Source organism: Kitasatospora gansuensis, from assembly GCF_014203705.1.
Classification (GTDB): Bacteria; Actinomycetota; Actinomycetes; order Streptomycetales; family Streptomycetaceae; genus Kitasatospora; species Kitasatospora gansuensis.
Genome location: NZ_JACHJR010000001.1, coordinates 7,118,563 through 7,141,816 on the forward strand (window position 1 = coordinate 7,118,563; position 23,254 = coordinate 7,141,816).

The window sequence follows — 23,254 nt, forward strand, 5'->3', positions numbered from 1 at the left end:
GCGCGGCGCTGTCGTTACCCGGGCGGGGCCTGGTCCAGCGGCGGGGCGGTGCCGTCGCAGTACCACTCGCAGGCGGGGGCCGCGGTCGGGTGGTCCGGTTCGAGGGCGGTGCGCGGGATGGTGAGCAGCGAGAGCAGCGCCCCCAGGGCGAGCAGCCCGGTGCAGGCCAGCATCGAGGTGTGGAAGGCGTGGTCGACCCGGACCGGGTCCAGGTAGGCGTCGCCGGTGAGGCCGGCCAGCGCGGGGAGGGCGGCCACCGCGAGCAGCCCGGCGGCCCGGGCGGCGGCGTTGTTGACGCCGCTGGCGATCCCGGCGTGCCGGACGTCGACGGCGGCCAGCACGGTGGCGGTGAGCGGGGCGACCAGCAGGGTCATGCCGCAGCCGAGCACGGTGACGGCGGGCAGCACGTCCGTCCAGTACGAGGCCCCGGGGCCGACCCGGAGCAGCAGCAGGACACCGGCCGCGCAGATCAACGGGCCCAGGCAGAGCGGGATCCGGGGCCCGACCCGGTGGCCGAACCGGCCCGCCCGGCCGGAGAAGGCGAGCATCAGCAGGGTGATCGGCAGCAGCGCGACCCCGGCGGTCAGCGGGGCGAAACCCGAGACGGTCTGCAGCTGCACCATCAGCAGCAGGAAGATCCCGCTGAACGCCCCGTACACGCAGAGCGTGACCAGGTTGACGGCGGAGAACAGCCGGGAGGAGAAGAGCGAGAGCGGCATCATCGGCTCGGCGCCGCGCCGCTCCACCAGGACGAAGGCCACGCCCAGCAGCAGGCCGGCCGCGCCGTAGAGCAGGGCCGTACCGTCCAGGCCGGCGGTCAGCGCGTAGGTGACCCCGGCCAGGGAGAGGGCGGCGAGGACGGCGCCGGCCAGGTCGAAGCGGCCGCTGGCGGTCTCGTCCCGGGTCTCCGGGACATGACGGACCGTCACCGCAGTGACCAGGGCGGCCAGCGGCAGATTGAGCAGGAAGACCCAGCGCCAGCCCGGCCCCTCGACCAGCCAGCCGCCGAGGAACGGACCCGCGGCCGCGCCGACGCCGCCGAGGCCGGACCAGACGCCGACCGCGCCGGAACGGTCGTCCGGGTGGAAGGAGGCCTGCAGCATCGCGAGCGAACCGGGCGTCAGGAGGGCGCCGCCGACGCCCTGGAGGGCCCGCGCGGCGACCAGCAGCTCGACGTTCGGGGCGAAGGCGCAGAGCGCGGAGGCCAGTGCGAACCAGCCGACGCCGATCAGGAAGATCCGGCGGCGGCCGTAGCGGTCGCCGAGCGAGCCGCCGAGCAGGATCAGCCCGGCCAGGGTGAGCAGGTAGGAGTTGACCGTCCACTGCAGCGCGGCCATCGAGGCGCCCAGGTCGGCGCCGATGGTGGGGAGCGCGACGTTGACCACCGTGCCGTCCAGCATCGCCATGCCCGAGCCGAGCGCGGTGGCGGCCAGTACCCAGCGGCCGCGGGCGGTGCCGAGCCTCAGCTCGACCGGGGTTTCGGTGTCCACGCCCCGATCCTCCGCTCTCGGCCGGGCTTCTGCCAGTTCCCGGTGGCAGGTTCCCACCCCTGCCGCTGACCGTGTCCTGCCAACGAAGCTGGGGCCCTCCCGACCCCCACTTCGGAGGAACCTGATGAAGCGTCAACTGGCACGGTGGACCACGCTCGCGGCGAGCGCCCTGCTCGCGACCGGCACCATGGTGCTGCCCGCCCAGGCCGGCGAGGTGACCCCGAGCGTGGTCGGCGGCACCCGGGCCGCGCAGGGCGAGTTCCCGTTCATGGTCCGGCTCTCGATGGGCTGTGGCGGCGCGCTGCTCACCAAGCAGATCGTGCTGACCGCCGCGCACTGCGTCGGCGCCAGCGGGAACACCACCAGCATCACCGCGACCCTGGGCGTGGTGGACCTGAACAGCGGCAGCGCGGTGAAGATCAAGTCCAGCAAGGTCTACCGGGCCCCCGGCTTCACCGGCGCCGAGAACGGCAACGACTGGGCCCTGATCAAGCTCGCCTCGCCGGTCACCAGCACCGCCGTCACCACCCTGCCGATCGCGGGCAGCACCGCCTACGACAGCGGCACCTTCACGGTCGCGGGCTGGGGTGCCGCCACCGAGGGCGGCGCCCAGCAGCGCTACCTGCGGAAGGCGTCGGTGCCGTTCGTCAGCGACGCGAGCTGCGCCGCGGCCTACCCCGGGCTGGTCACCGGCGCCTCGCTCTGCGCGGGCGACCTGGCCAACGGCGGGGTGGACACCTGCCAGGGCGACTCGGGCGGCCCGATGTTCCGCCGGGACTCCGCGAACAACTGGATCCAGGTGGGCATCACCAGCTGGGGCGAGGGCTGCGCGCGGCCTGGCCTGCCCGGCGTGTACACCCAGGTGAGCACGTACGCGGCGGCGATCACGGCGGCGGCCGCGACCCTCTAGCCCTTTCTGGTGCGGCCCCTCCGCGATCCGGCGGAGGGGCCGTCACCCGATGTGCCGGGACAGCCAGCGTTCGGACTGGCGGCGCTCCAGCGCGACCCGGCCCTCGGCGGCCGGCACCCGGGCCAGCACGGTGCCGGCCGCCTCCGGGCGTCCGGCCCAGACGTGCGCACCGGCCAGTCGAGCCGTCACCAGGGCGCGGTAGTGCTGCTGTTCGAGCGGCAGCCGGATCAGCGCCTCGTCCAGCCCGGCGGTGGCCACCCGGGCGTGCGCGCGACGGCCGGTCCGGACCGCCAGGTCGCGGTGACAGGTGCCGTGCACCAGCAGTAGCCGGGTCCTGGCCTCGGCGGTCGGCTCGGCCTCGGTCAGCCGGGCGGCCTCCTCCAGGGCCCGCTCGGTCTCCCGGCGGTCGGCGGCCAGCGCGTGCCCCCGGGCCCGGGCCAGCAGCGCGCGGGCCTGGGCGGCGGGCCGCCCGGCCCGGAGGGCCTGCTCGTACGAGGCACCGGCGGCGCCGATCGCGGCGGCCGAGTGCCCGCAGGCCCAGTGCACCGCGCTCTGCCTGGCCAGCAGCAGCGACACCCCCGCCGGGTCGCCCGCCACGGCGGCCCACTCCCGGCCGCAGTCGTACCAGGCGAGCGCGCGGCCGTACTCCAGCCGGTCGAACCGGGCCCAGCCCGCGAGTTCGGCGTAGCGGGCGGCCAGCGAACCGAACCGGGCCCGTTCGGCCGAGGGGGCGGTGCGCTGCTGACGGGCCGCCAGCCGGGCGTGCTGCTCCAGGACGTCCACCAGGGCCTGACCGCCGACCGCGTGGGCGGCAGTGCGGTAGGCGGTCAGCAGCTGCTCCAGGGCGTCCGGCCCCGGCGCGGCGGTGCCCGGCCGGCCGTACCGGGCCAGCCGGCGGCGCTCCCGCTCGACCTGGGGCCAGAGGCCCGCCAACTCACCTGCGGTGCCGAGGAGTTCGTCGAGCCGTTCGGCCATTCCGGCCGGTGGCCAGCGGCGGGTGTTCTCCACCCGGCTGATGTGCGAGTCGTCGTAGCCGAGCCGTCGGCCCAGCTCGGCCTGACTGAGCCCGCGGAGCAGGCGCCAGTGGCGTAACCGGGCGCCGAAGTCGGAGCGGGCCGAGAGGGTCGGCGGCAGATCGAGGGACACGGGACCTCCGGTGGGGGATGTCCACACCGGGGGAGGGGGTGTCCAGCGGGGTGGACGGACTGGTCGGAGCCTCGCAAGGGTTTGTCATGGACAGGTATCCCCGGGATGGCGAGAACGTCAAACCGACACGGCGGAGCCGACGGACCGTCAGAGCCCGTACACCGTACGCTGCCAGGGACGTGAGAGGACGGTGTGCACGGATGGGGGGTCTGTCGCAATCAGCGTGGAGCCGGCAAGGCGTGACCGCCTGCTTGCTACTCGTAGACGGTGGCCGCGCCGAGGGCCCGTGCGATGAAGGTCCAGTCTCCGTTCCCGCATCGACCTGGAGCGGATGCCACCTCGACCTGACCGGTGCCGAGTTCAGCAGTGGCGCCGTGAGCTTCGACCGCGCGGAGTTCTCGGGCGGCGAGGTGGACTTCGGCAAGGCCCGGTGGACGACAACGCCCCCGACCTTTGACCATGACGTGTGGGCGTCACCACTCACAGGTCCGGATGGTCACCACGCTTTCGAAGAGCCAACTCTCGTACAGTCCCTTCGTCGGTGTTCCGCACGAGTCCCTGCGATTTCACGAACGCACGCGACGCAGGGGTTCCACGCGGGCTACTCAGCTGGCTCGGTCGGGGCGAGCCGTTGTTCCTCGGCGTCTAGGCGGGCCTGGAAGCGTTGCAGGACGCTGTCGTCGATTCTCTGGGTGTCGCGCAGCCGGATGACGGTGGCGCGTTTGTGGGCGATGACGGCGAGGCGCAGGGTGGTGATGTCGGTGGCTTGGCGCAGGGCCGGGTGGTTGCCGGTGGGTTCGGCGGCCAGGAGGTCCAGGTGGAGCTGGAGTTCCTGGCGTAGCTGGTCGGTGGCCTGGGGGCCGGTGCCGAGGTCGGCGGCGAGGGTGTCCAGTGCGGCGAGCGCGTCCTTGGTGGCGGTGGTGCCGGCGAGGCGGAGCTCTTCCTCCGCACTGGTCTCGGCAGGAAGGTCGGCCCAGCGGACGACGGCAGGGAGGAGCGCGCCCTGGACGACGAGGGTCAGGACGATCACGCAGGCGGTGACGAAGACCAGGGTGTCGCGGTCGGGGAAGGGGGTGCCGTCGTCGAGGGTGGTGGGGACGGAGAGTACGACCGCCAAGGAGACTGCGCCGCGGAAGCCGGACAGTCCTCCGACGATGCGGTAGCGGTGACTCATCCGGCGCAGCCGCTGTTCGGGGCGCCGGTCCAGGGCCCGGATCGCATAGGCGGACAGGAAGAGGAAGGCGATCCGGACGGCGACCAGGACGGCGAAGACCGCCAAGGCGATGACGACCGCTGTGGTGAGGGCGGTGCTGGACAGGTCGCGTACCGCGGAGGGGATCTCCAGGCCGACGAGCAGGAACAGGGTCGCGTTCAGCAGGTAGGTGGCCATGCTGAAGAACGGGTAGCCGACGGTGCGGGACGCCGCGTCGCTGACCCGGGGTGCGACACGGGCGACGATCAGCCCGCAGACGACGACGGCGAGCACCCCGGACGCCTCGACGGACTCGGCCAGGAGGTAGGCGGTGAACGGGGTGAGCAGCGCCAGGACGATGCTGAGCACGGGGTCGGTGAGGCGGCGCAGGACGTACAGGGCGGGCCAGGCGACGAGTGCGCCGGCCGCCGCGCCGCCGACGTAGGCGAACAGGAAGAGCCAGCCGACATGGCCGCCGCCGAGGCGTTCGCCGCCGGTGGTCACGCCGACCGCGACACCGTAGACCACCAGCGCGGTGCCGTCGTTGACGAGGCTCTCCGCCTTGAGCATGTCCAGGCTGCGCTGTGGGAGGAGTCGTCCGAGGGCGGCTACGGCGGTGGCGTCGGTGGGGGCGACGGCGGCGCCGAGCACCCAGGCCGGGCCCCACGGCAGGCCGAAGGCGTGGGCGGTGGCGGCGGCCGCCGCGGCGGTCGCGATGACAAGAAGGGTGCTGACCAGGACGACTCCGCGCAGTCCACGGCGGATCGAGCGGAGTGAGGCGGTCAGGCTCTCCCAGTAGAGCAGGACGGGCAGGAACAGCAGCAGGACGACGTCCGGCTCCAGCCGGATCCCGCTCAGCGACGGGATGAGCCCCACGAGAATGCCGCAGGCCAACAGGAGGACGGGGCGGCTGATCCGCAGCTGCGGGGCGAGCACGCCGCACAGCAGGATGGCCGCGCACAGTACGACGACGAGTTCCAGGCCGATCATGCCGTTTCCTGTCTCCTCACGGTTTCCGCCTGCCCGGGATGTCCGGGCGAATACGGAACGATCATGATCGATAGGTGCGAAGCGGGCGAATCAGGACGCCCTTGACGTTGACGTCGATGGCCTGCCCACTCGTCGAAGCGTTCCATCTCCAGCGGGGACAGCGGCATGAGACCGGCGTTGTCGAGCATGACGTCGACGCGGCCGCGCAGGTCGACGGCCCGCTGGACCAGCGTCTTCGCCGGTGATGTCTTCTGTCATGGGGTCGTTCCGGAAGGATGAGTTGGGGTGGGGTGGTCACGTGCCCGGTGTCATGGCGTCGCGGACGAGGGCGGTGTCGACGAACTGCTCGAAGCGGACGATGAGTCCACCGCGTACGACGAAGTGGTGGGCGACGCGGACGGCGAGTGGCTTTCCGGTGGCCTTGTGGGTGGCGGTGTAGCGGGCCAGGACGACGACGTGTCCGCCGTCGACGACGTAGGTGTCGTCGTGGGCGGCCCAGCCCTCCCAGTCCTGGCCGAGTTTCTCCATCACGTTGGCGGTGACGCCCTCGGGGGTGCGGTACGTGCCCGCGAGCGGGAAGCCGGCCATCTCGGTCCACTCCACGTCGGGGGCGAGGGTGGCGCGCAGGGCGTCCAGATCGCCTGCGGCCGAGGCCAGGTACTGGCGGCGTACGACGTCGGCGGGTGCGGTGGAGGTGGCGAATTCGATGTGGCACATGGCAGTCAGCCCCACTTCATCTCGCCCTTGGCGACCTTCGCGCCAAGCTGGGCGGCGATCAGCATGCCGTTGTCGGGGTAGCGGGCGACGAGGGCCTCGGTCAGCGCGGCGCCGTCGGAGGCCTTGCCGAGCTCCTCCTCGAAGGTGACCAGGTACTCGCGGGTATTGGTGATCGCGGAGGCGTCGGTGGCGGTGTCGGGGAGACGGTGGCCGGGCACGACCAGCTGCGGGTCGAGCGCGGCCATCTCGTCCAGGAGCGTGACCCAGGCGGCGCGGGATTCGGGCGTGGCGGTGTCGGCGACCCAGACGTGTTCCCGCTGGAAGAGCAGGACGCCGCCGAGGAGGGCGCGGTGGTCGGCCTGCCAGAGGTAGTGGCGGTCGGGCAGGGCGGCCGGGCCGCCCTTGAGCTCGAAACGGTGGCCTTCGAGGGTGAGACCACCGGTCAGGGGCTTCAGGTCGACCAGGCGGCTGGGCAGGTTCGGGCCGAGGGCCTCCCACGCCTTGAGCTTGCCTTCGTACGACTCCTTGATGTGGTCGATGACCAGCGGCGTGGCGACGAAGGCGGCGTCCGGGAAGGCGTCAGCGAGCACCTCGGCGCCGAAGTAGAAGTCCGGGTCGGCATGGCTGACGAAGACTGTGGTCAGCGTCTTGCCGGAGTCCAGGACGGCGGCGGCCAGCCGATGCCCGTCGGCGCGGGTGAACGCGGCGTCGACGAGCAGCGCCTCGCGCTCGCCGGAGACCAGGGTGGCGGTCTTGTTCCTCGACCCGACGGGGAAGTCCAGGTCGTAGACGGTGAAGTCGAGTGTGCTCATGGTGGGGCCTTTCTGACGGGGCTGACGGGGTTGACGGGGGAGGTCGTCGGGCTCAGAGGTGCTTGCCGTAGAAGTCCGTGAGCTTGGCGATGGCCTGGTCCACGTACGCGTCGACCCAGTAGGTCTCGATGTGCCGTGCGCCCTCGATGAGGAACAGCTCCCTCTCATCGGCACCGGTGGCCTTGGGCAGGGCGTCCTCGCTCATGTACCGGGTGTCGGCCTCGCTCCCCGCGATCATCAGGAGCGGCTTGTCGATGAGGTCGAGCTGGTCGGTGGCGTCGAAGGTCATCAGGTCGAGCAGGCTGCTCACCGTGTACCTGAAGGTCGAGCGCGGGGACACGTGCGTCTTCCAGTAGTACTCGAAGCCCTGTCGGTACAGATCGAACGGCTGCGCCGCGATCTGCTCATCCGTCAGGCCGGCCGCCCCGGCGTACAGGACCTCGCCGCCGGCTGCTTCCTGGGCGCGCGCTTCGGAGGCCTGCCGCAGTCGCTCCTGGACGGTGTCCAGAGCCGAGTCCTGCAATCCGTTGCGACGGACCCGGCCCGAGTTGAACATGCTCACCGTGGCGACGCACGTGAACCGCTTGTCGGATTGTGCGGCCTTCAGCGTGTACCCGCCGCCGCCGCAGATACCCAGCGCTCCCAGCCGATCGACGTCCACGCCGGGGAAGCCGGCGATGAAGTCCGCCATGCCGTGCACGTCGTCGGTCCGGTGGTAGGGCTTGTCCACATTGCGGGGCTGCCCTTCGCTGGCGCCCTGGTAGGAGGCGTCCGCGGCGATCGTGATGTAGCCCAGTTCCGCAAGGCGCTGGGCGTACCGGCCGGCGACCTGCTCCTTGACGCCGCCGTTGGGGTGCGCCACCGTGATCGCGGGGTGCTTACCCGTTGGGTCGTAGTCCGCCGGGGTGTAGATGTTCGCGGCGATCTTCAGACCGTGGAGCGTGTACGTGACCGGGTGGATGTTCACCTTGCCCGGCTCATTCGACGTGATCGCGTACTCGTGGACGAGGCCGAAGGGGTTCTGCCGGTAGTCCAGCACCGGCCCCGCAGTCCCGGTGGTCTGGGTCGGGGCTGTTGCGTGCGCGTCGTTCATGCGGATCTCCTTTCGATGCGGTGCGCGCTCTGCGCGGTCCGCGGGTTTCTGACCGGCTGTTGGGTGATCAGCCCAGGCCCTTCTTGGCCAGGAACGCGGAGACCTGGTCGGCGATCTGCACGTTGTTGAGGTCGGAGAAGGCGAAGTGGGTGTTGCCGGTGATCCCGATCTCCGGGAGGTAGACGAGTTCGGCGTCGCCGCCGTGCCGGTTGATGGCGTCCACCCACAGCCGGGCCATGGCGAGGCGGACCCGCCAGTTGTCCCGGCCGCTGATGTCGGTGGGCTCGGTGGGAATGTTGTCGCCGTAGTACACGACGATCGGTACGCGGGTGAGCGCCAGGAACTTGTCCAGCGGGACGGGGACGCCCTCCAGGGTGCCGTTGGCGCTGGGCATGGGCGGCGGGACCTCGCCCTTGGGGAAGACGAACCCACTGCCCGGTTCGAAGCTGACCACGGCCCGTACGTTCGAGTCCTGCATGTCGGTCAGCCAGCCGAAGCCGCCCGCGTGCGAGTGCGTCACCAGGATTGACGGGCCGATCGCGGCCAAGGCCGCCGAGGCCCCCGCGACGAGCACGTCGGCGTCGATCGGCCCGGTGTCGGGGACCATCCCGCGGAAGAACTGCTCCAAGGCACCGGAGTCCTCGGAGAACTGCACGCCGGGGTAGAGGTCGGGCCACTCGCCGAGCCGGAACTGGTTGAAGAACCACTGCTCGTTCGGGGCGGTCGACACCGGCGCGGCCACCGTCGTCTTGCCCGCCGAACCGCGCCGCGGCTGATCGAGCGTGTAGACGGCGAACCCGCGGCGCAGGAACAGCGACGTGAAGCCCTCCCGCCCGTCCGGCGTGGTGCCCCAGCAGCTGCTGTCCTCCCACCAGCCGTGCCAGAGCAGCAGCGGCAGCGGGCGCGGATCGACGGGAATCTGGCACGAGACCCGGGGGTGGTCGCCGTGCAGCGTCTGGCCTGCGGGATCGGTGGGATTGCGAGGGTCGAACGCGCCGGGCTGGCTGGTCACGGTCCCGCCGACCGCGAAGCTGCCCTGGGACTGGATGGTCAGTGGGGTCTGGCCGGTGGTGGTCACAGCGACGTCGCCGCCGTCCGGTACTCGTCATCGGTTACGTGCTCGACCCAGTCGACATCTGCCACTGCCGGGTCGCCGCCGGACTCGGAGATGGCGATGTGGGCCATGAAGTGGTCGGGGGCCGCGCCGTGCCAGTGCCACTCGCCGGGCGGCGTGTGCACGGTGTCTCCCGGGCGCAGCACGATGACCGAGCCGTCGCGGGTCGCGACCAGGCCGCGGCCCGCGGTGACGTGCAGGGTCTGGCCGAGCGCGTGCCGGTGCCAGGCGGTGCGGGAGCAGGGCGCGAACCGCACCTCGGCGGCCACGAGCCGCGACGGGGGCACGCCCTGCGCGAGCATGTCGACCCAGACGTCGCCGCTGAAGCGCTCTGCCGGGGCCTTGGCGGTGGGGATCTTCGGTAGCAGTTCCATGACGCGTACTCCTCCTGTGGCCCGGATCAGCGGGCCGCGTCCTCGACGATGGCCTTGAGCTGGACGAGCCCGCCCATCCCGGCCGGCCAGCCCGCGTAGAACGCGACATGCGTCAGGGCCTCGACGAGCTCCTCCTGGGTCAGCCCGTTCTGCAGCCCCAGGCGCAGATGGCTGTTCAGCTGGTCGGGGCGGGAGGTCGCGGCGAGCACGGCGACCGTGATCAGACTGCGGTCGCGCGGGGAGAGCTCTTTGCGCGCCCACACGTCGCCGAAGAGCACGTCGTCGGTCAGCTGGACCATCTTCGGCGCGAGATCGCCGAGAAGCTGCTCGGCCCGCGACGGTGAGGTGGACATGGAACTCCTTGTGCGTGAATCGGTCCTGGACCATGGGCGGCCCAGGACCATGAGGGCTTCGCGGTCGTTCGCCGCGCTGTAGCTGTCGGCGAGGTTGTGCATCCGGGGACGGGGGGATTGCGTGGGGAACGGGCGGGAGTGCCTCTCAGCAGAAACTATTGCGGGTTTGTCTGATTTGTTCCATTTGATTGAGGGGTCCTGGTACTACCCCGCACGGGCCGCGTCGGCGGCGGGGCGCTGTTGGATCGGGGTACGCAGGGCGCCGTGGGCGCACTCGGACGCGACGCCGGGTTCCTTGGCCGCCGGACATGGTCGAACTCGCCGTCGCTCCGGAACGCCATGGGCGTTACTCCATGCCGATCCGGGAACTCAGGGCTACCTGTCCGCGGCCGTCGGCCGGAGCGCCAGCGCGCCTGCCGCAGCGGCCGCGACGAGCAGCGCCGCGCCGATCGCGAGGCTGATGCGCATGCCGCTCAGGAAGGCGTCCGGATCGGCGATCAAGGCGCCGAAGACGGCGACGGCCAGCGCGCCGCCGAACTGGCGGAAAGTGTTGATGACGCCGCTGGCCAGGCCCGCCTGCGCCGGTTCGACGCTCTGGAGGAGAAGTCCGGTCATCGCGGGGACGGCGAGGGCGCCGCCGAGGGAGACCGGCATCATCAGGACGGCGACCAGCCAGATCGGGGCGGTGCCGGGGAGGAAGAACAGGATCAGCAGGCCCGCAGCCATGATCCACATGCCGGTGATCATGACGCCCCGGGCGCCGAACCTCTTCACCAGACGGGCGCTCTGGAGAGCCATCACGCCGGTCAGTACCGTCATCGGCAGGAACGCGATGCCGGTGGCGAGCGCGGACAGGCCGCGCAGTTGCTGGAAGTACAGGCTGAGCAGGAACGTCAGACCGTAGAAGCCGACGTTGAGGGCGAAACCGGCCATCAGGGTGACGGACACCGGCCGGGAGCGGAAGAAGGAGAGCGGCAGCATCGGGTGGCGGCCGCGCGTCTGGGCGAGCAGGAACACCGCGAAGGCCACCATGGCCACGAAAAACGCGACGATGACCGGACCGGTGCTGAAGCCGTACTCGCCGCCCTCGATCAGCGCGTACGTCAGGCCACCCATGGCGAGGACCGCGCTGATCTGCCCGGTCCAGTCGAACGGGACCGGCCGCTTGGGGGAGCGGGCCGTACGGGCCAGCAGGAGCAGAGCGACGATGCCCACCGGCAGGTTGATGAAGAAGATCCACCGCCAGTCGACGGCGCTGAGCGCACCACCGAGCAGCGGACCGGCCGCCGATCCGACCGAGCCGCCCAGCGCCCAGAACCCGATCGCGCGGGTGCGCTGGCCCGCGTCCGGGTACGCCTCGCGGATCAGGGCGAGCGTGGCGGGCATCATGATCGCCGCGCCCGCGCCCTGCACCAGCCGGGCCGCGACCAGGGTCGGGAGGGCGGGTGCGAAGCCGCAGGCCGCTGAGGCGATCAGGAAGACCACCAGGCCTGCGCCGAACGCCTGACGGGCGCCGATCCGGTCGGAGATCGATCCGGCGGACAGCAGCAGCGCGGCGAGCACCAGGGTGTAGCCGTCGACGACCCACTGCAGGCCGGTCATGCCGCCGCCCAGGTCAGTGCCGATGGTGGGCAGGGCCACACTGACGATCAGCGCGTCCAGGGTGATCACGAAGAAGCCGAGCAGCGCGGCGCCGAGCGCGAAGGCGGGGCTGGCGATCCGGGGGCCGGGCGGGGTGGTGGCGTTGCCCGGAGCGGGCAGCTGCGTGCTGGTCATGGGTGATTCTCCTGAGTCTTCCTGGTGGCACCCCGGCGGAAACGGAAGCGGTCGGGTCCTGCGCCGGGTCGGAGGCGGCCAGGTCCGGTGCGGACGGGGAACAGGCCGCCAGGCCGGCGCCGGTCAGGAGCACCCCGCGCAGGAGCGTGCGCCGCCGGGGTGCGGCAGTCCGGTGCAGCAGCGGGTCGTGGGACATGACGAGGTCCTTTCCGCAGAGGTGCTGCAAGGTACGCCGAGGACGCGGATGCCTTTGCCCGCCCGCTCGGGGAGCATTCGCGTCCTCGCGATGGCACGTGCCCGGTTCAGCCGTTCAGGCGCCGCGCGCTCAGCCACTGGACCATCGCCGGGTCGTGGTGGTCGAAGAACAGCGACGCGCCGCCGTCAAGGGTGGCGATGGCGGCCATCTGGTCGCCGGTGAGCTCGAAGTCGAAGACGTCGATGTTCTCGGCCATCCGCTCGGGGCGTACCGACTTGGGGATGGAGACGACACCGCGCTGGACCGCCCAGCGCAGGACGACCTGGCCGACGGACTTGCCGTACGCCTGGGCGATCTCGCTCAGGACCGGGTTGGTGAACAGGCCGTTCTTGCCCTGGGCGAATCCGCCCCAGGCCTGGATCTGGACGCCGTGCTCGGCCATCAGCTCCTGGTCAGCGGTGCGCTGGAAGAACGGGTGGGCCTCGATCTGGTTGACCGCTGGGGTGATCTCGTTGTTGAGGATCAGGTCGAGGATGCGGTCGGGGTAGAAGTTGGCGACGCCGATCGCCCTGGCCCGTCCCTCGCGGTTCAGCTGCTCCATGGCGCGCCACTGCCCGTACACGTCACCGAAGGGCTGGTGCATCAGGTACAGGTCGACGTAGTCCATGCCCAGCTTGGCCAGCGAGGTCTCGAAGGCCTGCTTGGTGTTGGCCTCGGCGGGCGCGTCCTGGACCCACAGCTTGGTGGTGACGAACAGCTCCTCTCGCGGGATGCCGCTGCTGTTCAGCGCCAAGCCGACAGCCTCCTCGTTCTGGTACGCGGCGGCCGTGTCGAACTGCCGGTAGCCGGCCGCGAGGGCGTCGGTGACGGCCTTCTCGGTCTCCTCCGCCGGGATCTGGAAGACGCCGAAGCCGATGACCGGCATCTCGACGCCGTTGTTCAGGGTGACGTGTCGCATGAGGGGTTCCTTCCACGCGGGATAGGGGCGCGGAGCACGGACCACAGGCCGACCAGTGCTCGGACACAGGCGGGCTCCCCGCACTCGGGTGGTGCGGGACCCGCCATGACACCTTCGCCCGCTTTCGCCCCAGGTGGCAGGCCGAGCCGTGCCAGGGGGTGACGATCAGGGGGAGTGGCAGGGCCCCTCACACACCTTTCGTGCAGGTCAGCGTGGCGCAACACTGAAGAGCATGGCATCCGAGCAGAGCAGCGGCGGCGGAGCGGAACTGGGCCGGTTCTTGCGTGCCCGCCGCACCCAGACCACACCCGAGCAGGTCGGCCTCACCGTCGGCGCCGGCCTGCGCCGCACCCCGGGCCTGCGCCGCGAGGAACTGGCCACCCTCACCGGCATCAGCATCGACTACTACGTACGCCTGGAGCGCGGCAAGGAGACCCGCCCCAGCCCCTCCGTCCTCGACGCCCTCGCCCGCGCCCTGCACCTGGACGACGCCGAGCACCACCACCTGCGCGAGCTGGCCGCCCGCGCCGCGCGCTACGTCCCCGAGCCGCCGCCCGCACCCGGCCGCACCGTGCGCCCCCACCTGAAGCTCCTCCTGGAGACGATGCGCCCCAACCCGGCGTACATCGTCAGCCGCAGCATGGACCTGCTCGCTTCCAACCCCGGGGGTCTCGCCCTGTACGCAGGCCTCGACGGCTGGCCCGCCGCCCAGCGCAACCTGGCCCGCTACCTCTTCCTCCACCCCGTGGCCCGCGACCTGTTCCCGGACTGGGACATCCAGGTACGCGCCTGCGTCGCCCGCCTGCGCGCACTGGCGGGCACCGCGCCCGACGCCCCCGACCTGACCACCCTCGTCGGCGAGCTGGTGCTCAAGAGCCCCGACTTCGCGAGGCTCTGGGAGCGCTACGACGTCACCGGCCGCAAGGCCACCCACAAGACGTTCCACCACCCTCACGTCGGCACGCTCACCCTGACCGCCCAGTCCATGGCGCTGGACGGCACACCAGGCCAGCGCCTCGGGGTGTACGTCGCCGAACCCGGCACCCCCGACTACGACGCCCTGCTCCTGCTCGACATGACCGTGCCCGACCCCGGAAGGCGACCGGCCATGGACAGCGAGCCGCGGCCCCACGCACCGTCCTGACCCGCAACCGAGCCCCCGTACGCCCCACCGGGACGCTCTCCGAAAAGCGGGCAAAATATGTGCATGGAGCGTGCAGCGGAGAACGTGAAGGGCCACACCACGGACGCCACGAGCGACCTCGGCGCCTACCTGCGCGCCCGGCGCGCCCAGGTCACCCCCGAACAGGCCGGGCTGCCCACCACCCCCGGCCTGCGCCGCACCCCGGGCCTGCGCCGCGAGGAACTGGCCACCCTCACCGGCATCAGCATCGACTACTACGTACGGCTGGAACGCGGCAAGGAGACCCACCCCGGCCCCACGGTCATCGACGCACTCGCCCGCTCCCTGCTCCTCGACCCGTACGAGCATCAGCATCTGCGCGAGCTCGCGGCCCACGCTGCTCACGCCCCTGGACAGCCGCCCGCACCCGGCCATGTCGTACGACCGCAGCTAAGAGCGCTCCTGGAGTCCGTGCGCCCGAACGCCGCCTACATCGTCAGCCGCACCCTGGACCTGCTGGCCTTCAACCCCGGCGCACTCCGACTCTTCGCGGGCCTGGCCGACTGGCCCGAGCAGCAGCGCAACTTCGCCCGCTACGCCTTCCTCCACCCGGCCGCACGCGCCGTGCTCGCCGACTGGGACGAGCAGGCCCGTGCCTGCGTCGGCCGACTGCGCGCACTGGCCGGTACCGAACCGGGAGCCCCGGATCTGGCCGACCTGGTCAATGAACTCCGCACCAAGAGCCGGGACTTCGCCGATCTGTGGGACCGCTTCGACATCAAGCCTCATGCCCCAGACCCCAAGACCTTCCACCACCCCGACGTCGGCGACCTCCACCTCGGCTACGAGTCGATGACCCTGGAGCACAGCTACAAGCAGCGCTTCGTCGTCTTCTTCGCCGAACCGGGCAGCCCCGACTACGAGAAGTTGGCCCTGCTCGATGCGGAACACGGCGAGCCGGACTCCGGGCTCGCGCGTGTCCCTTTGGTGGGTTGAGCGGTTGATCGACATCGTCGCGCAGCTCAAGCAGCCCCCGACCTGAAGGACGTCAAGCACCAGGTCGCCACGACCGAGCCGCAGCCCGGCGCGAACAGCAACGTCGTGGCCCTCGTCGACCGGCCGCTGAACTTCACCCAGACGTTCGTCCTGGCGCCGATCCCCGACCGGCCCGGCAGCCTCATCCTCCGGTCCCGGGCCACCTTCCTGCCCCGCGCGGGGCAGTCACCCCACAGCGAGCGAGGGGGGTGCCTGGCGATGGTCGGGGTCACGTACGGGCTGGGGGCGGTGGCGGGGAGCTCGGTGCTCTGACGGTTCTTCAGGTGGTCTCAGCCGGTGAGGCGGTCGCGCAGGGCGGTCAAGGTGGTGGCGTCGAGGCCGAGCGCGGTCCGGGCGTACTTCTCCGGGTCGCCCCACCCGTCGGTGAGGGTCTCCAGGGCGGCGGCGAGGTAGCCGGGGCGGACGGTGAGCAGCGCCTCGGTGATCTCGGGGTCGCCGCCCGCGTCGGTGAAGGCGGTGATCACGGGGGCGAAGGCGGCTCGGACGGCCGGGTTCACCGCCAGGTAGTCGTCCTGGACGGTGGCCGGGTCGGCGCCGAGCAGGAGCAGCAGCAGGGCGGCGCCCCAGCCCGTCCGGTCCTTGCCCGCGGTGCAGTGGAAGAGCAGCGGGCCGGTGCCGCGGGCCAGTTCGGTGAAGAGCAGCCGGTAGGCGGCCCGGCCGGAGGCGCTGGTGACGAAGGCCCGGTAGTCGGAGATCAGCGCCTGCTCGGCGTGGCCGTCGCCGAGCAGGCGGTTGGCTGCGGCCGGGTCGGCCATCACGGTGGCGAGCTTGGAGGCGGCCCCGGCCCGCATCGCGTCGGCGAGCACGTCCGCCACGACCAGGTCGGCGGCGGGCGGGACCCGGTCGGGGCGGGCGGCGCGTTCGCGCTCGGTGCGCAGGTCGACCACGGTACGGATGCCGAGGGCGGCGAACACCAGGTCGGCGGCGGGGTCGAGCCGGTCGAGCTGCCCGGAGCGGAACACCAGGCCGGACCTGACGGTCCGTCCGCCCGGCAGCGGCACGCCGCCGAGATCGCGGAGGTTGGCGACCGTGCTGGCCTCGACGGGCAGTGAGTGGGGCATGACGCGCTCTCCTCGGGGCGGCCGGCTGGGCTCGGTGTCGAGACTAGGCGGTCGGTGCGCGGGGCGCGCGGGGGCGCACAAGGGCACTGGCGGGGCGTGAACGAGGACGTTCGTTGCCGACGGCCGAGCGTGGCGGCAGGGTGGGCGGCGACGGTTGTCGGGTCGAGGGAGGTTGCGGGATGGCGGCGAAGGTTCTGATCGTCACGGGAGACGCGGCGGAGTCACTGGAGGTGATCTACCCCTACCAGCGGCTGGTCGAGGAGGGGTACGAGGTGGTGGTGGCGGCCCCGACGAAGAAGACCCTGCAGTTCGTGGTGCACGACTTCGTAGCGGGCTTCGACACGTACACCGAGAAGGCGGGCTACTGCTGGCCGGCCGACGTGGCCTTCGCCGACGTCGACCCGGCCGAGTACGTGGCGCTGGTGCTGCCCGGTGGCCGGGCGCCCGAGTACCTGCGCAACGACCCCGAGGCGCGGCGGATCGTGGCGCACTTCTTCGAGCAGGACAAGCCGGTCGCGCAGATCTGCCACGGCCCGCTGCTCAGCCTGCCGGGCGGCGCCCTGACGGGCCGTCGGACGGCCGCCTACCCCGCGCTCGAACTGGACGTGGTGGCGGGCGGCGCCACGTACGAGGACGGCGACGCGGTGGTCGACGGCGTGCTGGTCTCGGCCCGGGCTTGGCCGGACCACCCCGGGTGGATGCGGGCGTTCGTGGAGATCCTGCGGAAGAAGGCTCCGGCCAACTGACGGGTTGGGTGCTTCGGCGGGCGGTGGTGCTCGGGTGCTGCCGCCCGCCGGCGTCGTGGTGCGGGGCTGGGGCGGTGGCGTTAGCGTCGGGGCATGCACGTGGTGATCGCTGGTGGGCATGGCAAGATCGCGCTTCGGCTGGAGCAGCTGCTCGCCGAGCGCGGTGACTCGGTGGAAGGACTGGTCCGGTCGGCCGGACAGCTCGACGACCTGGCCCGGGTCGGTGCCCGGGGGGTGGTGTGCGACCTGGAGACGGTCTCCCTGGAGGACCTGGCCGGCGGCCTCAGCGGTGCCGACGCGGTGGTCTTCGCGGCCGGGGCCGGCCCGGGCAGCGGCAGCGTCCGCAAGGACACGGTCGACCGGGGCGCGGCGGTGCTGTTCGCCGACGCGGCCGAACTGGCCGGGGTCCCCAGGTATCTGATGATCAGCACGATGGGCATCGAACGCGCGGGCGCGGACGGCATCGACCCGGAGTTCAGCGACTACCTGCGGGCCAAGGGCGCGGCCGAGGCCGACCTGCGGGCCCGGGAGATCGGCTGGACGATCCTGCGGCCGGGAGCGCTGATGGACGAGCCGGGCAGCGGCTTCGTCCGGCTGGCGGTGCCGTCGCTGCCGTTCGCCCCGGTGCCGCGGGACGACGTCGCGCTGGTGCTGCGGGAGCTGCTCGACACCCCGGCGGCGGTCGGCCGGACGCTGGAGCTGACCGCCGGTGCGGAGCCGGTGGCCGAGGCGGTCCGGGTGGCGCTGGCGGTGGGCTGACGGTCGTTCAGGGCCGGTCGGTGGTGGCTAAGTTGCTGAATTCCCGGCGGTGACCAGGGGCCTTGGAGTTCAGGATCGGCAGCATGGACCGGTGTCGGTGCGCTGCGTCACGATGAGCGTATGACGGACAGCGGATCGGACCGGCCGGACGGCGACGGGGCGTCCTCGGGCGGGACTTCCTCGGGCAGCACGAACTGGACGGCGGTGGCGGCCGTCGCGGGGGCGCTGGCCACGGCGGTGGCGGTGCTGGCGTACGTGCTGCCGCCGAGCCCTCCGGTTGCTGTGGCGCCTTCGCCCGTCGTTGTCTCGACCGTGTGGAGTCCGCCGCCTTCGCCCGCGCCCGCGCCCGCACCTTCGCCCTCGCCGACGCCTTCACCTTCGCCTTCGCCGAGCCCTGAGCCGGAACCCAGCCCTACGCCGTCGCCGTCGCCGTCGCCTTCACCGAAGCCGACCCGATCGGTGGCGGTGCCGCTGCCCACCGCGTCGCTGCCGAAGATCCGGCCGGGTGGCTGCGACCCGGCGTACGCCACCGTGAACCGGTACAACCAGGTCGTCGGGACGACGAAGGGCAGCCGGATCGCCGCTGCGCAGGAGGCGCGGGACGGCATGATGAGTGCGAGCCTGAGCGCCTCGGGCGGGGTCTATTCGATCATCACGCGGCTGGCCCAGGGGTTCCAGGAGATGGGCTTCATCCTGACCGGCATGGTCGGCGGCGACTACAACGCGGTGGCCACCTCGGTGGGGGAGGACGTCGAGACGCTCAAGAGCCTCTGTGAGACCCACTGACCTGACGGCCGGTCACGGCCGAGGGGTCGTCCTCCGAGCGCGGGGTGCTCCGGTTGGCCAGCAGGGCCAGGACCAGGGAGAGCGTCACCACGGCCAGGCAGGCGAGGGTGGCGTGGAAGAAGGCGTCGTTCGGGGTGGCGGCCGAGCTGTTCAGGTAGATGCCCGAGATCGCGGAGATGCCGACGGCGGCGGCTATCCGCTGCGACATCTGCAGGATGCCGCCCGCGACCCCGGCCGCCTCGGCCGGGGCGTACTTGAGCACCTGGGCCTGGTTGGGGGAGATGGTCAGTCCGGAGGCCGCGCCCGTACAGAGCTGGCCGAGGGCGAGCAGCGCCGGCAGCCAGCCGGACGGGGCGTACAGCGCGGCCAGGCCGCTGAGCAGCAGGGCGCCGAGCGCCAGGCAGAGGCCGAGCGGCACCACGTGCCGGCCGAACCGCTGCACCGCCCGCCAGGCGAACGAGGAGACCACCGCCATCGCCACGGCGGATGGGAGGGTGACGGCGGAGGCCGCGAGCGGGGACAGGCCGAGGCCGTCCTGAAGGAACATCACCAGCACCAGCGCGGAGGCCAGCGCCGCACCGAACTGGCACATCGCGGTGAGCGTGCCCAGGGTGTACGGCGCCGAGCGCGGCAGGGCCGGGTGGATCAGCGGCTGGCGGCCGGTCGCGGCGTAGTGCCGCTGCCAGAGCACGAGCACGGCGGTGAGCGCCACGGCGGCGACGCCCAGCGCGAGCTTGGTGCCCAGGGCGGCGGGCTGGACGAACGGGAGCATCACGGTGACGGTGATGGCGGCGGTGAGGAGCAGGCCGAGCGGGTCCAGCGTGGTGCGGGCGGCGGTGGTGCGGGGCACCGGCGTCGGCAGGTGACGGATCGCCAGGACGAGGGTGGCCAGGCCGGACGGCGCGCTGATCAGGAACGCGAGACGCCATCCCCACTCGGGGCCGGCCAGCGCGATCAGGGCCCCGCCGAGGGGTGGGCCGAGGGCGATCGCGACGGCGCAGGTCACCTGGTAGAGGCCGAGGGCGCGGGTACGGGCGGGGCCGGTGAAGACGTCCTGGAGGGTGCCGATCATCTGGGAGTTCACCAGCCCGGCGCCGGCGCCCTGGAGCAGCCGGACCGCGACCAGCAGCCAGGGGGTCTGCGCGGTGGCCGCCAGCAGGCCCGCCCCGACGAAGAGCGCGATCCCGGCGACGAAGAACGGCTTGCGTCCGCGCAGGTCACCGAGTCGGCCGCCCGGGATCAGGGCGAGGCCGAACGCGAGCGAGTAGCCCGCCACGATCCACTGGATCTGGGTGGGGTCGGCGTCGAGTGTGCTGCGGAGCGCCGGGATGGCGATGTTGAGGACGGAGTTGTCCAGCATGGTGGTGAAGCCACCGGCCAGGCAGACCGCCAGGATCTGCTTCTGCTTCGCTGTTTTGTGCACGGAGGGAGGTTAGCGGGCGGCCTCGGGGCGGTGGGGTGCCGGGGTCGGGCCGCAGGGTCTCTACCTCGGTCAGGCTGCGGCGGAGCTGTCCGTCGGCGGCTCCGGGAACGGTTCGGGGTCGGGGTGGGTCGGTCCGGGGCCGGGTGCCGGGGGCGGCGTCGGCTCCGGGAGGGGCTCGGGGAAGGGCGGGTGGGTGTCGGGGTTCGGCGGGATCGGGACGGTCAGCCCCGGGGCGGTCTGCGTGGGCATGGTGGTGGCCTCCTCGCTCGGTGCGCGCCTACCCGGCTCGGCGCGGTTGACACCGGGCGGGCGCGGCGGGAGCTGGTCAAAGTGCTCAGAGCGGGGGCGTGCTGAGGACGAACAGCGCCACCAGCAGCGGGGTCAGGAGCAGGTACAGCGCGGCCTGGCGAGCGCGTACCTGCTTGGCCGTCTCGGTGAGGAAGGTCAGGGTTCCGGCCGCCACCGGCAGGAGGATCAGGAAGACGATCAGTCCGCCGAGCCGGGCTGCCAAGGCGAAGTCGGGCCACAGGAGCTCCCCGGCGCGCTCCCCCTGTTCCTCCAGGAGCACCAGAAGCCCGGACAGGAGGATGGTGGCCGGGATGCTCCGGCGCCAGCGGCGGATTCGGTCCTCGACGGGGACCAGTGCGAAGCCGGCGATCGTCCCGAGTGCCGCAAGTGGGTCGAGCTCCGGGAGCAGCAGGCTCAGGAGCTCGACCGGGATGGCCACGATCAGTTCGATGACGAGCACGGCCAGGGCGATGTCGAGGAACGGTCCGGGCTGGATCTTCATTGCATGGCCCCCCATGGCGTCAGCTCCCCCAGCTGCCCTGCCAGCGTAGCCGTCCAGTTGTGCTGATTGGCAAGGGAGTTGACGGTTTCGGCTGGGTCACGGCTTCCAGGTGCGGTCCAGGAAGTCGGCGATCAGCGGGGCGATCTCCGGGAGGTGGTCCTCGAGGGCGAAGTGGCCGGTGTCGAAGAGGTGCAGCTCGGCGTCGGGGAGGTCGCGGAGGTAGGCGTGGGCGCCCGTGGCGGGGAAGAAGGCGTCGTTGGCGCCCCAGAGGACGAGGGCCGGCGGGGTGTGGGTGCGCAGCCACCGCTGCCAGGCCGGGTACTGCTCGACGTTGCTGTGGTAGTCGAAGGCCAGGTCCAACTGCGGCTGGGTGCGGCCGGGTTGGTCCAGGAAGTGCTGGTCGAGGGTCCAGCCCTCGGGGGCGATCAGCTCGGGGTCGACGGTGCCGCCCTCGTACTGGCCGCGGGTGGCGGGGAGGGTGAGCAGGCCGCGGACGGTGTCCTCGGCGCCCGGGGTCCCGGGGCGCAGGGCGATGAAGTCGCGGGCCATCGGGGAGAGGCCCTCGACGTACGCGTTGCCGTTCTGGACCACCAGTCCGGCGATCCGCTCGGGGTGGCGGGCGGCCAGTCGGAAGCCGACCGGGGCGCCGAAGTCGAAGGCGTACAGGGCGAACCGGTCCAGGCCGAGCTGGTCGACGAACTTCTCGGTGATGTCGGCCAGTTGGTCGAAGGTGTAGGAGAACGGGCCGCCGGTGGTGGCGGACTCCGGGACGTCGCTGTGGCCGAAGCCCGGGTAGTCCGGGGCGATCAGGCGGTACTGCGAGCCGAGGGCGTCGATCAGGCGGCGGTACTGGTGCGAGGCGGACGGGAAGCCGTGCAGCAGGAGCAGCACGGGTGCGTCGGGGTCGGTCGGGAGGCTCTCGCGGTAGAAGATCCGCAGACCGTCGACGGTGAGGTGGCGGTGGCGGACGCTGGCGATCATGGCTAATGCCTCCTGTGGTGGTTGTGGCATTAGTTTTGCGAGGAATGCCTAACGTGTCAAGTGGTTGTCGTAGCATTAGGTCATGGATGAGGCACTGACCGGCGAGCCACTGGCCCTGGACCTGCTCAACACCCGCCCCGCCGACGGCGACCTGCTGGCGGAGGTGGCCGGACTGCGGGCCTGGCTGCGGCTGCAGGCCGGGCGCGGACTGGTGGACGATCCGGCCGAGGCCGGCCCCGCCGAGCTGGCGGCGGTCCGGGAGGTACGGGCGCTCGCGGCGGAGGCGGTCGGCCGGGCCCGGGCCGGTGAGCCGGTGCCGGCGGCGGTGCTGGCCGGGCTGAACGCCGCGCTGGGTGCCGCGCCAGTGGTCGGGGAGCTGGTCCGGGACGGGTCGGAGCTGACGTACCGGCGGCGTCGGGCCGGTGCCACGGCCGACCGCTTGGCTGCCGAACTGGCCGGGGCGGTGGCGGAGTTGATTGCCGATCCGGCCGAGCTGGCGGCTGTACGGGAGTGCGCGGCGGAGGACTGCGTGCTGCTCTTCCGGCCCGTCAATCCCCGGCGGCAGTGGTGCTCGGCGGCCCGCTGCGGGAACCGCGCCCGGGTGGCCAGGCACTACCGGCGGCAGAAGGAGGCAGAAGGGGCGGAGGGCACGGAAGGGGCCTGAGGGCGGGCAGGTAGGCTCGGGCGGACCGCAGCGAGGGTGGAGGACCGGATGACGCCGCTGGCGATGATGGCGGACAGCGCGGAGGTACTGGCTCGGCCGGACCTCGGCGAGCACCTGCTGACGCCCCTGGAGCGCGAGCGGGCCGGACGGTTCCGGCTGGAGTCCTCGCGGGCCGACTTCGTCGCGGCGCACCTGCTGGTACGGGAGTGCGCGGCCCGGCTGCTGGGCCTGCCGGTGGCCGGGCTGACGCTGCTTCAGCGCTGCCCGGACTGCGCGCGGGACGACCACGGCAAGCCCTACCTGGCCGAGCATCCCGAGGCGCAGGTGAGTCTCTCGCACGGCCGGGGCGTGGTAGCCGCCGCGGCGGGCCTGCAGCCGGTCGGGGTGGACGTCGAGCAGCCGTCCAAGGGGACGGCGGCCGAGGTGATGGAACGGGTGCTCAGCGCGGGCGAGTTGCGGCGGGTCCGGGAGCACGCCGAGCCGGACCGGGCGTTCCTGCGGCTCTGGGTGCGCAAGGAGGCGATGGTCAAGCTCGGGCGGACCACACTCGACACGCTGACCGAGATCGACCTGTCCGGACTGGAGTTGGACGGTTCGCCGCTGCGCGGCCGGTACGGCGATCTGCACCTGCTGGACTGGGAGGACGAGCTGCGCGGCGCGGCGGTCGGGGTGGTCAGCACCGAGGCGCCCCGGGTCGAGCAGCTGTGAGGCCCGCCGTCACCGGGTGCGGGTGACGGCGGGGGT

The 23,254-nt window shown here is 72.1% G+C and carries 27 protein-coding genes; 9 read left to right on the forward strand and 18 right to left on the reverse strand.

The annotated features are described in order from the left end of the window. Positions 1–14 precede the first annotated feature (14 nt). On the reverse strand, positions 15–1,490 hold the full coding sequence (locus F4556_RS32065; RefSeq protein WP_313068934.1) for an MFS transporter: 1,476 nt from the start codon (positions 1,488–1,490) through the stop codon (positions 15–17). A gap of 124 nt (positions 1,491–1,614) precedes the next feature. Between F4556_RS32065 and F4556_RS32070 the strand changes: the two genes are divergently transcribed. Further along, positions 1,615–2,400 carry a serine protease gene (locus F4556_RS32070; RefSeq protein WP_184922416.1) on the forward strand — a complete coding sequence of 262 codons (786 nt, stop codon included), beginning with the start codon at positions 1,615–1,617 and terminating at the stop codon, positions 2,398–2,400. Positions 2,401–2,442: 42 nt separating this feature from the next. Here F4556_RS32070 and F4556_RS32075 read toward each other — a convergent pair whose 3' ends face one another. From F4556_RS32075 to F4556_RS32125, 11 genes are all read right to left on the reverse strand, one after another. Beyond that, entirely contained in the window at positions 2,443–3,546 is a 1,104-nt protein-coding gene (locus F4556_RS32075; RefSeq protein ID WP_184922418.1) for a helix-turn-helix domain-containing protein, read from the reverse strand. 601 nt (positions 3,547–4,147) lie between these two features. Further along, positions 4,148–5,728, reverse strand: coding sequence for a Na+/H+ antiporter (locus tag F4556_RS32080; protein WP_184922420.1), 1,581 nt, complete (start codon positions 5,726–5,728; stop codon positions 4,148–4,150). After that, positions 5,725–5,916 (reverse strand): hypothetical protein, encoded by a 192-nt coding sequence (locus F4556_RS39805; RefSeq protein ID WP_221503751.1) that lies wholly within the window; start codon positions 5,914–5,916, stop codon positions 5,725–5,727. The genes F4556_RS32080 and F4556_RS39805 overlap by 4 nt, the downstream gene beginning before the upstream one ends. 106 nt (positions 5,917–6,022) lie before the next feature. Then, a complete protein-coding gene (locus tag F4556_RS32090) occupies positions 6,023–6,445 on the reverse strand; it encodes a nuclear transport factor 2 family protein (protein ID WP_184922422.1) in 423 nt (140 codons plus the stop codon). Positions 6,446–6,450: 5 nt separating this feature from the next. Then, a complete protein-coding gene (locus F4556_RS32095; RefSeq protein ID WP_184922424.1) occupies positions 6,451–7,257 on the reverse strand; it encodes an MBL fold metallo-hydrolase in 807 nt (268 codons plus the stop codon). Between the two features lie 52 nt (positions 7,258–7,309). Further along, entirely contained in the window at positions 7,310–8,350 is a 1,041-nt protein-coding gene (locus F4556_RS32100) for an alpha/beta hydrolase (protein ID WP_184922426.1), read from the reverse strand. 67 nt (positions 8,351–8,417) lie between these two features. After that, the gene (locus F4556_RS32105; protein ID WP_184922428.1) at positions 8,418–9,428 is read right to left on the reverse strand and encodes an alpha/beta hydrolase; all 1,011 of its coding nucleotides are present in this window, start codon (positions 9,426–9,428) and stop codon (positions 8,418–8,420) included. Continuing rightward, the gene (locus F4556_RS32110) at positions 9,425–9,838 is read right to left on the reverse strand and encodes a (R)-mandelonitrile lyase (RefSeq protein ID WP_184922430.1); all 414 of its coding nucleotides are present in this window, start codon (positions 9,836–9,838) and stop codon (positions 9,425–9,427) included. Before F4556_RS32110 ends, F4556_RS32105 begins: the two co-directional genes overlap by 4 nt. Positions 9,839–9,864: 26 nt before the next feature. Next, positions 9,865–10,191, reverse strand: a complete 327-nt coding sequence (locus F4556_RS32115; protein WP_184922431.1) for a carboxymuconolactone decarboxylase family protein — start codon at positions 10,189–10,191, stop codon at positions 9,865–9,867. A gap of 375 nt (positions 10,192–10,566) precedes the next feature. Continuing rightward, positions 10,567–11,967, reverse strand: a complete 1,401-nt coding sequence (locus F4556_RS32120) for an MFS transporter (RefSeq protein ID WP_184922434.1) — start codon at positions 11,965–11,967, stop codon at positions 10,567–10,569. Positions 11,968–12,269: 302 nt separating this feature from the next. Then, on the reverse strand, positions 12,270–13,121 hold the full coding sequence (locus tag F4556_RS32125; protein WP_184922436.1) for an aldo/keto reductase: 852 nt from the start codon (positions 13,119–13,121) through the stop codon (positions 12,270–12,272). Positions 13,122–13,353: 232 nt separating this feature from the next. Here F4556_RS32125 and F4556_RS32130 point away from each other — a divergent pair, with 232 nt between their 5' ends. The 3 genes from F4556_RS32130 to F4556_RS32140 all read left to right on the forward strand — a co-directional run bounded on the left by F4556_RS32130 (position 13,354) and on the right by F4556_RS32140 (position 15,552). Then, on the forward strand, positions 13,354–14,265 hold the full coding sequence (locus F4556_RS32130; RefSeq protein WP_184922439.1) for a helix-turn-helix transcriptional regulator: 912 nt from the start codon (positions 13,354–13,356) through the stop codon (positions 14,263–14,265). Between the two features lie 63 nt (positions 14,266–14,328). Next, the gene (locus tag F4556_RS32135) at positions 14,329–15,240 is read left to right on the forward strand and encodes a helix-turn-helix transcriptional regulator (protein WP_184922441.1); all 912 of its coding nucleotides are present in this window, start codon (positions 14,329–14,331) and stop codon (positions 15,238–15,240) included. A 105-nt stretch (positions 15,241–15,345) separates the two neighbouring features. Continuing rightward, on the forward strand, positions 15,346–15,552 hold the full coding sequence (locus tag F4556_RS32140) for a hypothetical protein (RefSeq protein ID WP_184922443.1): 207 nt from the start codon (positions 15,346–15,348) through the stop codon (positions 15,550–15,552). A 17-nt stretch (positions 15,553–15,569) separates the two neighbouring features. Here F4556_RS32140 and F4556_RS32145 read toward each other — a convergent pair whose 3' ends face one another. Then, positions 15,570–16,361, reverse strand: coding sequence for a tyrosine-protein phosphatase (locus F4556_RS32145; RefSeq protein WP_184922445.1), 792 nt, complete (start codon positions 16,359–16,361; stop codon positions 15,570–15,572). A 179-nt stretch (positions 16,362–16,540) separates the two neighbouring features. Here F4556_RS32145 and F4556_RS32150 point away from each other — a divergent pair, with 179 nt between their 5' ends. Together F4556_RS32150 and F4556_RS32155 are read left to right on the forward strand one after the other, a co-directional pair. After that, a complete protein-coding gene (locus F4556_RS32150) occupies positions 16,541–17,107 on the forward strand; it encodes a DJ-1/PfpI family protein (RefSeq protein WP_184922447.1) in 567 nt (188 codons plus the stop codon). A gap of 93 nt (positions 17,108–17,200) precedes the next feature. After that, the gene (locus F4556_RS32155; protein WP_184922449.1) at positions 17,201–17,866 is read left to right on the forward strand and encodes an SDR family oxidoreductase; all 666 of its coding nucleotides are present in this window, start codon (positions 17,201–17,203) and stop codon (positions 17,864–17,866) included. Between the two features lie 107 nt (positions 17,867–17,973). Here the strand turns inward: F4556_RS32155 and F4556_RS32160 are convergent, their stop codons facing one another. Next, the gene (locus tag F4556_RS32160) at positions 17,974–18,345 is read right to left on the reverse strand and encodes a hypothetical protein (protein ID WP_184922451.1); all 372 of its coding nucleotides are present in this window, start codon (positions 18,343–18,345) and stop codon (positions 17,974–17,976) included. Here F4556_RS32160 and F4556_RS32165 point away from each other — a divergent pair. Next, the gene (locus F4556_RS32165; protein WP_184922453.1) at positions 18,332–18,652 is read left to right on the forward strand and encodes a hypothetical protein; all 321 of its coding nucleotides are present in this window, start codon (positions 18,332–18,334) and stop codon (positions 18,650–18,652) included. The two genes, F4556_RS32160 and F4556_RS32165, sit on opposite strands and share 14 nt — an antisense overlap. Here F4556_RS32165 and F4556_RS32170 read toward each other — a convergent pair. From F4556_RS32170 to F4556_RS32185, 4 genes are all read right to left on the reverse strand, one after another. After that, positions 18,627–20,075 (reverse strand): MFS transporter, encoded by a 1,449-nt coding sequence (locus F4556_RS32170; RefSeq protein ID WP_184922455.1) that lies wholly within the window; start codon positions 20,073–20,075, stop codon positions 18,627–18,629. The genes F4556_RS32165 and F4556_RS32170 overlap by 26 nt on opposite strands. 69 nt (positions 20,076–20,144) lie before the next feature. Then, the gene (locus tag F4556_RS32175) at positions 20,145–20,324 is read right to left on the reverse strand and encodes a hypothetical protein (RefSeq protein ID WP_184922456.1); all 180 of its coding nucleotides are present in this window, start codon (positions 20,322–20,324) and stop codon (positions 20,145–20,147) included. 85 nt (positions 20,325–20,409) lie between these two features. Beyond that, positions 20,410–20,880 (reverse strand): hypothetical protein, encoded by a 471-nt coding sequence (locus tag F4556_RS32180; RefSeq protein ID WP_184922457.1) that lies wholly within the window; start codon positions 20,878–20,880, stop codon positions 20,410–20,412. Between the two features lie 81 nt (positions 20,881–20,961). Next, on the reverse strand, positions 20,962–21,846 hold the full coding sequence (locus tag F4556_RS32185) for an alpha/beta fold hydrolase (RefSeq protein WP_221503752.1): 885 nt from the start codon (positions 21,844–21,846) through the stop codon (positions 20,962–20,964). An 82-nt stretch (positions 21,847–21,928) separates the two neighbouring features. On the opposite strand from F4556_RS32185, the gene F4556_RS32190 reads away from it, so the two are divergent. After that, complete coding sequence (locus F4556_RS32190; protein ID WP_184922459.1) at positions 21,929–22,510, forward strand: CGNR zinc finger domain-containing protein; 582 nt, start codon at positions 21,929–21,931, stop codon at positions 22,508–22,510. Between the two features lie 48 nt (positions 22,511–22,558). Beyond that, positions 22,559–23,218: a 4'-phosphopantetheinyl transferase family protein gene (locus F4556_RS32195; protein WP_184922460.1), complete on the forward strand. Its 660-nt coding sequence runs from the start codon at positions 22,559–22,561 to the stop codon at positions 23,216–23,218. Positions 23,219–23,254 lie beyond the last annotated feature (36 nt).

Coding starts and splice junctions, on each gene's coding strand:
- F4556_RS32195 (WP_184922460.1), top strand. CDS start 22,559: ATGACGCCGCTGGCGATGATGGCGGACAGCGCGGAGGTACTGGCTCGG.
- F4556_RS32185 (WP_221503752.1), bottom strand. CDS start 21,846: ATGATCGCCAGCGTCCGCCACCGCCACCTCACCGTCGACGGTCTGCGG.
- F4556_RS32180 (WP_184922457.1), bottom strand. CDS start 20,880: ATGGGGGGCCATGCAATGAAGATCCAGCCCGGACCGTTCCTCGACATC.
- F4556_RS32175 (WP_184922456.1), bottom strand. CDS start 20,324: ATGCCCACGCAGACCGCCCCGGGGCTGACCGTCCCGATCCCGCCGAAC.
- F4556_RS39805 (WP_221503751.1), bottom strand. CDS start 5,916: ATGCTCGACAACGCCGGTCTCATGCCGCTGTCCCCGCTGGAGATGGAA.
- F4556_RS32145 (WP_184922445.1), bottom strand. CDS start 16,361: ATGCCCCACTCACTGCCCGTCGAGGCCAGCACGGTCGCCAACCTCCGC.
- F4556_RS32095 (WP_184922424.1), bottom strand. CDS start 7,257: ATGAGCACACTCGACTTCACCGTCTACGACCTGGACTTCCCCGTCGGG.
- F4556_RS32155 (WP_184922449.1), top strand. CDS start 17,201: ATGCACGTGGTGATCGCTGGTGGGCATGGCAAGATCGCGCTTCGGCTG.
- F4556_RS32100 (WP_184922426.1), bottom strand. CDS start 8,350: ATGAACGACGCGCACGCAACAGCCCCGACCCAGACCACCGGGACTGCG.
- F4556_RS32110 (WP_184922430.1), bottom strand. CDS start 9,838: ATGGAACTGCTACCGAAGATCCCCACCGCCAAGGCCCCGGCAGAGCGC.
- F4556_RS32130 (WP_184922439.1), top strand. CDS start 13,354: ATGGCATCCGAGCAGAGCAGCGGCGGCGGAGCGGAACTGGGCCGGTTC.
- F4556_RS32080 (WP_184922420.1), bottom strand. CDS start 5,728: ATGATCGGCCTGGAACTCGTCGTCGTACTGTGCGCGGCCATCCTGCTG.
- F4556_RS32125 (WP_184922436.1), bottom strand. CDS start 13,121: ATGCGACACGTCACCCTGAACAACGGCGTCGAGATGCCGGTCATCGGC.
- F4556_RS32115 (WP_184922431.1), bottom strand. CDS start 10,191: ATGTCCACCTCACCGTCGCGGGCCGAGCAGCTTCTCGGCGATCTCGCG.
- F4556_RS32090 (WP_184922422.1), bottom strand. CDS start 6,445: ATGTGCCACATCGAATTCGCCACCTCCACCGCACCCGCCGACGTCGTA.
- F4556_RS32190 (WP_184922459.1), top strand. CDS start 21,929: ATGGATGAGGCACTGACCGGCGAGCCACTGGCCCTGGACCTGCTCAAC.
- F4556_RS32150 (WP_184922447.1), top strand. CDS start 16,541: ATGGCGGCGAAGGTTCTGATCGTCACGGGAGACGCGGCGGAGTCACTG.
- F4556_RS32120 (WP_184922434.1), bottom strand. CDS start 11,967: ATGACCAGCACGCAGCTGCCCGCTCCGGGCAACGCCACCACCCCGCCC.
- F4556_RS32070 (WP_184922416.1), top strand. CDS start 1,615: ATGAAGCGTCAACTGGCACGGTGGACCACGCTCGCGGCGAGCGCCCTG.
- F4556_RS32135 (WP_184922441.1), top strand. CDS start 14,329: ATGGAGCGTGCAGCGGAGAACGTGAAGGGCCACACCACGGACGCCACG.